Genomic DNA, 10,375 nt, shown 5'->3' with positions numbered 1-10,375 from the left:
GGTACGAAGTACGGTAGCAAAAGATCATACGATCTGAGCATAAAACCCGAACAAGTCCATAAACAGTTGTGCTGGCGACCATAGCAAGAGTGAACCACCTGATCCCTTCCCGAACTCAGAAGTGAAACCTCTTAGCGCTGATGGTAGTGTGGGGTTACCCATGTGAGAGTAAGTCATCGCCAGCTCATTATTCTAAGCACCCTCAGTCATTCGACTGAGGGTGCTTTTTTATGCGCCGATTCCTGAAAAAATTAATGATCGCGGTACGTATTCCTGCCTGCTTTGAAGTAATAATCAGTGATTTAAATTAAATTTAAATTTCATTTATATGATTTGATCATCATAACTAGTATTTTGATTACGCGTTTTTTGTATAGCCCACAGCAATAGCTTCTATCTAATTTAAATTTTCCTTTGCTTACGTCTATCGTATCTTGGTCAAGATGATACATAATTATTTGATCAATCTATTTGTCTAGCACTACAAAGGTATTTTATGCCAAGTGCTTGATTTTATGAAAATATCAATCTATCTATGTGATTATTTGTTGATTGGCTATTGGATATTCTAAATTGGGTCCATTAATAAGTTCTTTGAATTTTTTTATTTAATTTACAGCGTATTATCTTTATAAAAATAGAATATTACAAAGCCAAAGTAAAAGAACTCAGGATATGTTATGGATTAGGTAGGTGTTCATAAGGTTGACGAATCTACTTATATTTTTCATTATAAAATTTATGAATTGTCAGTGGTATTGTATTTTTCAATGCCATTGACCATTTTAGGATGAATAAAAGACTTGCACAGGAATTGCAACTGATACATGAATCAGATAATTATAAGGAAAAGATGTAATGATTGAACTAGCTTCTCTTACTATATTAAGTGTGTTGATTTTGGTTGTTTTCGTGCTTCGCTATCGAAAACGTTCGGATCAACATTCTGACAGTGCCTTAAAACAGCGCGCGTTGCTTAATTACAATGAACGAATTATCTATCAACGACTTATCAAACTTTTACCACGGCATATTATTTTATCGAATGTGTCTTATAGTGCTTTATTGACCAGCAAATACTCACATACACGGGCAAAATTTAATAATATGACCGCTGATTTTGTGATTTTAAATTCACAGTTTCAGGCCGTAGCAATTATTTCATTATGTGATTCGATGTTTACTCAGCATCGTGAAGACCGATATGAAGATGCTTTATTGGAAATGGCAGGGTATCGAGTGATCCGTTATGCAGGTGTGCCTGATCTAAAAAGATTATCACGAGACTTGAATATTCAGGAAAAAAGCATGGCATTTGCATAAGGCAAATGCCATCTTGTAATCTTATGGTTTGACTGCAGTTACAGTCATTTCAACCAAAACTTCAGGCATATATAGTTTTGCTTCAACACAGGTACGCGCAGGTGCATGACCTTGAGCAATCCATGCATCCCAAACTTCGTTCATAGCTGCATAATCTTGTTCAATATCTTTTAAGAAAATAATCACAGATAAAATATGGGTTTTATCCGTTCCTGCATCTGCCAAGAAACGGTCAATATTGGCAAGGGTTTGCTGGGTTTGTGAGCGAATATCTTGAGTTGTATCATCTGCAAGTTGCCCTGCAAGATGGACTAAGTTACCTGAAATTGCGATTTCACAAAAACGTGGAGTAACATGTAAACGTTGAACAGCCATAAGTTTAATCTACAAGGGGAGGATGAATAATTTTTGATGATACTTGACCCTTCATACGCGCTGCAACAATCGCAGTTAATAAACAGCCAGTGGTTAAGTAAATCGCGACCAAGATCCAGTGCCCATGTGCGAGGAAGATGAGTCCTGTGGCAATAAACGGAGTAAAGCCACCACCGACAATACTGGCAAGCTGATAACCGACACCTGCGCCACTGTAGCGATATTCAGTACCGAATAATTCAGTAAAAATAGGTTGATGCACACTCACTACCATGTCATGTGCGAGATTGGCAAGTAAAATAGATAGCACAATCAGCCAGCCAATTGAACCACTTTGCAATGCCAAGAAGAATGGAAATGCTGCTGCTGCACCAATTAATCCACCAATAATGCACATGCGGCGACGCCCAAAGCGGTCAGCAATCATGGCAAAGAAGGGAATACTGAAACAGCTAATTGCACCAACCATTAATGAGATATTCAAGAACAGCTGCGAAGGCATGTGCAATTTTTCAGTCGAGTAATTCAGTGCAAACGTGGTGACCAGATACATCGACAGCAGTTCAGCTAAACGCAAGGCAATAATATAAAAAAAGCCTTTAGGGTTATGCTGAATGGCTTGAATAATCGGGAAACGTGATTTCTTTTCTCGAACTTGAGGTGCTTGTTTTTGTTGCTGTTTAAATTCGGCAGATTCATCCTGATCGGAGCGCACCCATACTGCAAATGCGACAAGGATAACGCTAGCGAGAAATGGAATTCGCCAGCCCCAGTCGCGAAAACCGTCTTCACCAATCCATAGAATAATGAGGGATACGCAGCCAGATGCCAGCATTAAGCCCACACCATAACCGACCTGAACGCCACTACTGTAAAAAGCTTTTTTGGTTTTCGGTGCATTTTCAACTGCCATGAGTGCTGCACCACCCCATTCGCCGCCTACAGCAAAGCCTTGAATGGCGCGTAAAGTGACTAACAGAACAGGTGCCCACCAGCCAATTTGGCTAAATGTAGGTAAAAAACCGATCATTACGGTTGCTCCCCCCATCAGGAAAATGGTGAGGAACAGCATTTTTTTACGACCCAATTTGTCGCCAAAATGCCCAAATACAATACCGCCTAATGGGCGAAATAAGAAACCTACACCAAAGGTGGCAAAAGCCGCCAGTGTACCCATTGTCGGGTCAATATTAGGAAAAAACTGTTGTTTAAAAACTAATGCGGCAACAATGCCATAAAGTAAAAAATCATACCAGTCGACAACAGCACCAATAAAGCTACTAAGTGCAGCTTTGCGTGCACGTTTTTCTTGTGTGCTATTTAGAGAAGAGGTTGGGGTCATTCGAAGGAGTCCATGCCTAACAGTCGGAGCGCCCTGCAACGCGCAAGATGATTAATCCGATGTATTACAGGGACGGCTAGTTAAAACCATGGATTAGTTTTAACCATGCAATAGCTTCATGGATAAATGTAAGCGCGCATAGCTTAATCGAAAAATGCACAGCATGCGAGTCTCTATACCATATATTTTTTATTAAAGATCTACATTTTAACGTCAATGAATCTATGACCAAAATGACAACTGAATTTTTTGTTCTATCGCGATGAGTTGATAGACACCAACGCCAATCAGCCGAAAACGTAACTGGGAAGATAGTTGTAACTCGGTGAGTAAGAGCAGAATGGCTTGCTGTAACTGGGCAAGATTTTCTAAGGGACTTTGAAAGCGTTTACTGTGCTGGACAATTTGAAAATCAGGTTGCTTGAGTTTAATGCTAACGCCAAAAGCACTCAGTTGACGTTTTTCCAAACTTACCCAGACTTTTTCAGCCAATATTTGCCATGCGTCCTGACAAGCCGATAAATACAGGTCTTGGTCAAAAGTCATTTCTTTGGAAATTTGTTGACGTTCTCGACTGGCTTCGACTGGACGTTCATCAATACCTTGAGCGTACCAATGTAACTGCTGCCCATATTTGCCAAAATGTTGCTGTAAAACATGCAGTTCGACTTTTTGTAAGTCGCCTAAAGTATAAAGTTGTAGTTGCTCCAGTTTGGCTTGAGTCACTTTTCCGACTCCTGGGATCTTCTTTAAAGGCAAATCATAAATAAACTGTTGAACTTGCTGGGGTTTAATGACACATAGCCCATTGGGTTTATGCCAGTCTGAAGCAATTTTGGCTAAAAACTTATTGGGGGCAATCCCTGCCGAAGCTGTGAGTTGGGTTTGTTGCCAGATCTGTCGCTGAATGGCTTGTGCTACCTCAGTTGCTGATGCCAAACCGAGTTTATTTTCAGTGACATCCAGATAGGCTTCATCTAAAGACAGGGGTTCGATCAGATCGGTATATTGATGAAAAATTTGCTGAAGCTGTACAGACACTTCTCGATATAGCTCAAAACGGGGTTCAAGCACCACTACATGCGGACAGAGTTTTTTGGCTTGCGCCATCGACATGGCTGAACGTAAACCAAAACGACGAGCAGGGTAGGAGGCGGTAGTAATGACGGCACGTGGATGATGCGATGCCACTACCACAGGCACATCGATTAAATCGGGGCGCTCACGTAACTCGACTGAGGCATAAAAAGCATCCATGTCGATGTGAATGATTTTCCGTAGTTTAATGATGAAGCACCCCTAAATAACGTAAATAGCTTTGCCACTGTGCAGCCGAACCTGCATAAGCATTTAAATCGACAGGCTGTTGAATGCCCTCGATATGCCCTTTTTGCGTATATTGCCAGAACATCCAGCCATGTTGGTCTTTGAGTTTAGGGTAAGCATCATCATAGTCACGAATCCACAACGCGTTATGTGGCATGTGTCCCATCAGTACAATATGGTAAAAGGTTTTGGAGGTATAAATAATGGGTGGTTTGCCATAATGCTGATGCAGCAGTTGCTGCATGACTTGAATTTGTTTAAGTAGTTGTTCTTGGGTTGAGTTTTGCAGGCAATTGGCGTCGTATTCCAAATCAATAACAGGTGCTAAAGCATCGGCTTTGTTGGGCACTGTGGCGATAAAATTAGTCGCCTGAATTTTGGCGTCACGACATAAACGATAATAATGATATGCCCCGACATGCAAGCCCTGTTCGCGTGCTTTGAGCCAATTCTGCTGAAAACTTGGATCTTGGTAGTCACCACCCTCGGTAGCTTTTAAATACACAAACTGGTATTTGCGAGGTGAAATCTTTTTCCAGTCAATATCGCCCTGATGATGTGAAACATCGAAGCCTTGCACGGGGTGGTCTTGCGCTTCTGCTGGCTGGTTCTGGAATAGAACCAAGCTGATCAAACATAAGAGTAAGATCACAAGGGTTGCAGTTAAAGTTCGGACAAGGTGCAAATGGCTTTTGCGGGCAGCTTTCATGATCAAGCAGATATCTAGGGTTGAGCATCTATTTTAAGAAAACTGCACCAGAAAGCCTATTTAAACTTGTGACTGATTTTGTTTTGGAATACGCCAGAAGATCAGCATGGTGATCACATTCAGTGCGCCTAGCGTGAGCAGGGTATAGTCAAAAGCTTGTGCAATCGGTAGATGAAAGCTTGTACCCTGATAAAAGTGAATCAGCGTTCCTGTAAAGGCAATGCCGATACTCATTGACAGCATCATGATCATGGACAGGAAACTGTTGCCGCTACTGGCATGCTGCGATGGCAAATCTTTGAGGGTATAGGTGTTCATTGAGACAAATTGAATCGAGTTGAGCGTACCAAAGATAAAGAAATGTAGCGCACGTAACCATTCTGGTGTGGTGGCTGTGGTCAGGGTAAAACTCATGACACATAGCCCTACCGCAGTGGTATTGAACAATAAAACATTGCGATAGCCGAACTTTTGAATCAGTGGCCGCACAATCGGCTTGGAAAACAGTGAACCAAGTACCAGCGGAATCATCATGAGACCCGTTTCAAATGGTTCGAATTTAAAGACTACTTGCAGTAGCAATGGTAAGACAAAGGGAATGGCATTGCCTGCAAAGCGCGCAAAGAAATTGCCTAAAATCCCAATCGCATAAAACTGATGCCGAAATAAGTCGCTGCGAAATAAAGCATTCTGATGATTGTGTGCATGATGAGCATACAAGGCACTCGCAATCACACCAGCGATCAGCAAGATATACGCGATTTGATGTGATGAACCTTTGACTGAAAATGAATCAATACCTAAAGTTAACCCAACCATTGCTACGACGAGCATTAACACGCCTGAGCTGTCAAAACGTTTAACATTTGGTTCGATGATATTGGGCAGCGCTTTGAATGTGACGATAACACCCAGTAATCCCATTGGAATATTAATCAAAAAAATCCAGTGCCAGCTCGCGACTTCCACTAGCCAGCCACCGAGTGTTGGCCCAACCAGTGGCCCAATAAGCCCTGCAAGACTCATGAGGTTTATTGCAGATAGGAACTGCTCACGTGGAATAATTTTTAATAAAGACAGCCGCCCAACAGGTAAGAGTAATGCACCGCCAATACCTTGCAGCACACGGAAAAAGATCAATTGTTCTAAAGTGTTAGATAAACCGCACCCCAGAGAGGCAATGGTAAAAATAATAATTGCACTTAAATAAACATGACGTAACCCGAAACGGTCCGCCAGCCAGCCACTAAGAGGAATACAGCTCGCAACCGAAAGCACATAAGCGACGATCACCCCATGCATATGCAGAGGGTTTTCCTGTAAGTGCTGTGCCATGGCGGGTAAAGCGGTATTGACGATGGTGGTATCGAGAGCCTGCATGAAAAAACCAATCGACACCAAAAGAACTAATAAACGGTATTGAGGTTGTAGTGCCTGATATTTGGGCGTGCTTCGAGGTTCCATACAGGAAAAACCTTATAAAAATTCATGAATTTATCGAAAGGTGATAATTTTTATTGTAACAGGAGTGTCATAAGCATTTAAGTTGTAATTGTATTGCACCGAAACGCGAAGTTATAAAAAAGTCCTGATGATCATAAATTGATCTGTTAGGATGAGTAGGAGCAATATTCTGGAGGTCACTTTTAATGATGATTCTGCATTATTTACAGTATTCGCGAGCCTTTCGTATTTTATGGGCTTTGGAAGAGTTGCAACTGACAGATTATCAGGTTCGCTTTTACAAGCGTCAACCCAACTTGGCTGCACCCGATGAGCTTAAGTTTATCCACCCACTTGGCAAATCGCCTATCTTGCAGGATGGTCAACAAGTTTTGGCAGAATCTGCTGTGATTCTGGAAGTTTTACAGCAGCGCTATGACACCAGCTACCAGTTCAAGCCTTGCCCTGAAGATCAGGAACAAGCCTATCAGTATTTGTACTGGATGCACTATGCGGAAGGTTCACTGATGCCACTTTTGGTCTTTCAATTGGTGATGAGCAATATGCCAGCCCACATGCCGTTGTTGATTCGCCCAATTGCTAAAAGAGTCTGTAATGGCGTAAAAACGGGTTTTTTACAGCCTCGATTGCAAGATCATGTGGCATATATCGAAGCATATTTGGCAGAGCATGATTATTTTGCTGGAGATTTTTCCTTTGCGGATATTCAAATGAGTTTTCCTTTACAAGCAATGTCGAAGCGTATTCCACTTGATATTCCTAACATTCGGGCATTTTTGGCAAGGATCCAGCAGCGTGAGGCATTTCAGCGAGCACAGGAAATTGATGGACACTATCAATAGCAACTAGGGTTCTATATAAAAAGGCGTTATGCTTAAATTTTATTTTTGGATTTGTTGAATCATGATCTTAGTCAGCGCATGTTTGGCAGGTAAACCTGTCAGATATGATGGAACAGACTGTCTGCATTTGAAAGTTCAACAGCTGATTCATGAACATAAAGCAATTGCCATTTGCCCAGAGTTACTTGCAGGTTTGCCCACGCCACGTTCACCTGCGGAAATAGTCGGTGGAGATGGCTATGCAGTTTTAGCAGGTACGGCACAAGTGATTGAACGGTCGGGACGTAATGTCACTGAACAGTATATTCAGGGAGCTTATTCTGCACTTGCAATTGCCCAAAAATATCATGCGACACATGTTGTATTGAAAGAAAATAGTCCATCTTGCGGTAGTCAGCAGATTTATGATGGTTCATTTTTTGGTATACGAGTCGATGGCGTTGGCGTAACGACAGCTTTATTGCGTCAGCATGGAATTTTGGTACTGTCTGAAAAACAATTATCACAACTTACCGAATAGTAAGTAATAAGCTGATCAATTTATTTGGCGATAGCAAGGGGAGGGACTTCTTGACACACGGCAATCTGATATTGATCGCGTCCGCGATGTTTTGCCAAGTAAAGGGCATGATCTGCGGATGTAATAAATTCAGAAATACTTTCTTCATAAGAAGGGATCAGCGTAGCGACACCAATACTGAGTGTGACACAGGCTGAAATTGGGCTTGAGGGATGTGGCAGTGCGAGTTGATGCATACTTTTAATGAGTTGTTCAGCCCATTGCTTGGCTTGTTGCTCATTGGTTTGTGGGAAAATTAATAAAAATTCTTCGCCACCATAGCGTGCAACCAAGACATCTTGTTGGTTAGATGTGGCTGAATTCAGCATAAAAGCAATCCGTTTTAAGCATTCATCACCCTGAACATGACCGAGAGCGTCATTATAAAATTTAAAATAATCAATATCGATCATCATGGCGGTGATAGGCTTCGTATAGCGAATCGCACGTTCCCATTCATTTTGTAAAATTTCATCAAGATAGCGACGATTTGCTAAACCTGTCAGCGCATCAATCTGAGAAAGTTTGGAGAGTTGCTGGGCTTGTTGTACCAATTCAAGGTGATTGTGTTCAATAATACAGTTTTTTAGAAAATGCTCACGGTGCTGCCGATCAATAAAATAGGCCATAGACATGCCTAGAAAACTGCTAAATGTATAAGTGCGGTTGAGCAGAGTCCAGTCGATGGTGGCATTCATCTCATTACTCACAATTAAGCCAATTAAACCACCCAACCAGCCAGCGATTAATGCCGTATAAAAACGTAAACCAACGAAGCCGTAAATAATAATCACGGCATACATCATGGCTGTATGGAAAAGAACGGTATTTTGCACTTCTTCCAAGCCATTGACTAATATGAAACTAATTGCAACTGATAAAGTAGAACTAAAACAGACATAATAATCGAACCACGGATTGAATCGTTTCACAAAAGACATTAACCATGCAACAAGGATAATAATCCCGACCCATCCATACAGAGAAATCCAGGGAATAACATGATCTTCTGGTAAAACCTGATAAATACCCAAAGAGAGATAAAGATATAAAGTAATAATAATAATGCCACGATAATGAAGCTCATATGCTGCTTCATTACGATAGCATTTTGTATATAGGCGTTCGAACCTTTTAGGAAACCAAAGAAAATTTAAACGAGTTTTTTTGAGTAAATCTACTTGTTCTCTACTAAGAATACTAGAGCCTTTCAATTTCATAGCTCAATCTCACTATTTAGGAGACGTCTTTCATCAGTCGATTTTATGTCTCTTGAGCATCATTGAAATATATTTCAATGATGCTCAAGGAGAACAATAAAACAATAAAGAGCGTGTAAACCATGATGGAAGAGGTCTATATCTACTTTTTAGTTTGTTATCTATTGGTTATATAATATTTCCCTTAGAATTGAAATTATAACGCTATTTTAATTGTGTATATAAAAATTTCTTGGCTATATTTTAAATACTTTTCGATTTTAAAATGATAATGATTAGACTTCTTTCATAAATCAAAAAACACCCAACTTTTAGATAAAAAGTTATCCTGCAAACTTTAGGATTTTCAAGCATAATTGACACATGAAATATCTCGACTTTAAAAGCTTCCTGAAACTCAGTTTAAACGATACACAGGCATCTCATGGTCAACCTTTGATTTATTCGTTGAATACATGAAAAAGTAGATCCCAAAGAAAGGTAGACCAAGCAAACTTTGTATTGAAGATCAGGTCTTACTTTGTCTCAGCTATTGGCGTGAATACCGAACTTTATTTCATGTTGCTACAAGTTATGGGGTTTCTGAGCCAACGGCATCCAGAATTGTAGGCCATGTTGAAGATAGTCTGATTCAGTCCAACCTGTTTAATTTACCGAAAGAATTGCCTGAAGGTGAAGGTATAGACTGGAATGTGGTGATTGTAGATGCCACTGAAATCCCAATCCAAAGACCTAAAAAAACAGAAGAAAAGTTATTGTGGCAAGAAAAAAGAGAATACGTTCAAAGTACAGGCCATAATTCACTACAAAACTCAGCAAATTCTATGTGTATGTTCTTGTCACGGTGCTGTGCATGATTTTGAGCTGTTCAAACGTAATTTAAACCAGATTCCTGTTGGTGCTTTTATTCTTGCAGATAAAGGTTATCAAGGAATTTATGCTTTGTTTTCGAATAGCTTATTGCCGTTAAAAGCAAAAAGACGCTGTAAATTGGGTACTGAACTCAAAATCTATAATCAAGAAATTAATAAAAGAAGAATTGGAATTGAGCATGTATTTTGTAAGCTAAAAATCTTCAATATTCTTGCTGAGCGTTATAGAAATCGAGGCAAAAGATTGGGGTTAAGATTCAATTTAATTGCTGGAATCTACAACATGGAATTGAATAAAAAATGATTTATGAAAGAGGTCTATTGTTTTTAATATTATGTCAGA

Annotated in this window: 10 protein-coding genes, 1 rRNA gene and 1 pseudogene; 6 read left to right on the top strand and 6 right to left on the bottom strand. The window is 40.3% G+C overall.

The features are described from left to right. The first annotated feature begins 70 nt into the window (after window positions 1-70). Both rrf and E0H77_RS11130 read left to right on the top strand, forming a co-directional pair. Window positions 71-185 (top strand): 5S ribosomal RNA (gene rrf, locus E0H77_RS11135). Between the two features lie 673 nt (window positions 186-858). Then, window positions 859-1,323 carry a DUF2726 domain-containing protein gene (locus tag E0H77_RS11130; protein ID WP_131378002.1) on the top strand — a complete coding sequence of 155 codons (465 nt, stop codon included), beginning with the start codon at window positions 859-861 and terminating at the stop codon, window positions 1,321-1,323. A 21-nt stretch (window positions 1,324-1,344) separates the two neighbouring features. Here the strand turns inward: E0H77_RS11130 and E0H77_RS11125 are convergent, their stop codons facing one another. The 5 genes from E0H77_RS11125 to mdtD form a co-directional block, all read right to left on the bottom strand. Continuing rightward, window positions 1,345-1,698: a RidA family protein gene (locus E0H77_RS11125; RefSeq protein WP_131378000.1), complete on the bottom strand. Its 354-nt coding sequence runs from the start codon at window positions 1,696-1,698 to the stop codon at window positions 1,345-1,347. Between the two features lie 4 nt (window positions 1,699-1,702). Continuing rightward, window positions 1,703-3,040, bottom strand: a complete 1,338-nt coding sequence (gene shiA, locus E0H77_RS11120; protein WP_131377998.1) for a shikimate transporter — start codon at window positions 3,038-3,040, stop codon at window positions 1,703-1,705. A gap of 222 nt (window positions 3,041-3,262) precedes the next feature. Beyond that, window positions 3,263-4,327, bottom strand: a complete 1,065-nt coding sequence (gene dinB / locus E0H77_RS11115) for a DNA polymerase IV (protein WP_265937315.1) — start codon at window positions 4,325-4,327, stop codon at window positions 3,263-3,265. After that, a complete protein-coding gene (locus E0H77_RS11110; protein WP_131377994.1) occupies window positions 4,323-5,075 on the bottom strand; it encodes a glycoside hydrolase family 25 protein in 753 nt (250 codons plus the stop codon). Before E0H77_RS11110 ends, dinB begins: the two co-directional genes overlap by 5 nt. A gap of 60 nt (window positions 5,076-5,135) precedes the next feature. Next, window positions 5,136-6,539 (bottom strand): multidrug transporter subunit MdtD, encoded by a 1,404-nt coding sequence (gene mdtD / locus E0H77_RS11105; protein ID WP_131377992.1) that lies wholly within the window; start codon window positions 6,537-6,539, stop codon window positions 5,136-5,138. 185 nt (window positions 6,540-6,724) lie between these two features. On the opposite strand from mdtD, the gene E0H77_RS11100 reads away from it, so the two are divergent. Together E0H77_RS11100 and E0H77_RS11095 are read left to right on the top strand one after the other, a co-directional pair. Then, the gene (locus E0H77_RS11100) at window positions 6,725-7,381 is read left to right on the top strand and encodes a glutathione S-transferase (protein ID WP_131377990.1); all 657 of its coding nucleotides are present in this window, start codon (window positions 6,725-6,727) and stop codon (window positions 7,379-7,381) included. Between the two features lie 61 nt (window positions 7,382-7,442). Then, window positions 7,443-7,901 carry a 2-thiouracil desulfurase family protein gene (locus E0H77_RS11095; RefSeq protein ID WP_131377988.1) on the top strand — a complete coding sequence of 153 codons (459 nt, stop codon included), beginning with the start codon at window positions 7,443-7,445 and terminating at the stop codon, window positions 7,899-7,901. A 20-nt stretch (window positions 7,902-7,921) separates the two neighbouring features. Here the strand turns inward: E0H77_RS11095 and E0H77_RS11090 are convergent, their stop codons facing one another. Further along, window positions 7,922-9,160 (bottom strand): GGDEF domain-containing protein, encoded by a 1,239-nt coding sequence (locus tag E0H77_RS11090; protein WP_131377986.1) that lies wholly within the window; start codon window positions 9,158-9,160, stop codon window positions 7,922-7,924. Window positions 9,161-9,627: 467 nt separating this feature from the next. Here E0H77_RS11090 and E0H77_RS13995 point away from each other — a divergent pair. After that, window positions 9,628-9,783: pseudogene (locus tag E0H77_RS13995) on the top strand (helix-turn-helix domain-containing protein); the annotation flags it as partial. Between the two features lie 82 nt (window positions 9,784-9,865). After that, window positions 9,866-10,336 (top strand): transposase family protein, encoded by a 471-nt coding sequence (locus E0H77_RS13920; protein WP_228258329.1) that lies wholly within the window; start codon window positions 9,866-9,868, stop codon window positions 10,334-10,336. Window positions 10,337-10,375 lie beyond the last annotated feature (39 nt).

The organism is Acinetobacter brisouioides (genome assembly GCF_004331075.1).
GTDB lineage: Bacteria > Pseudomonadota > Gammaproteobacteria > Pseudomonadales > Moraxellaceae > Acinetobacter.
The sequence above is the reverse complement of the archived record's forward strand: the minus strand, read 5'-3'. Positions and strand labels throughout refer to the sequence as shown.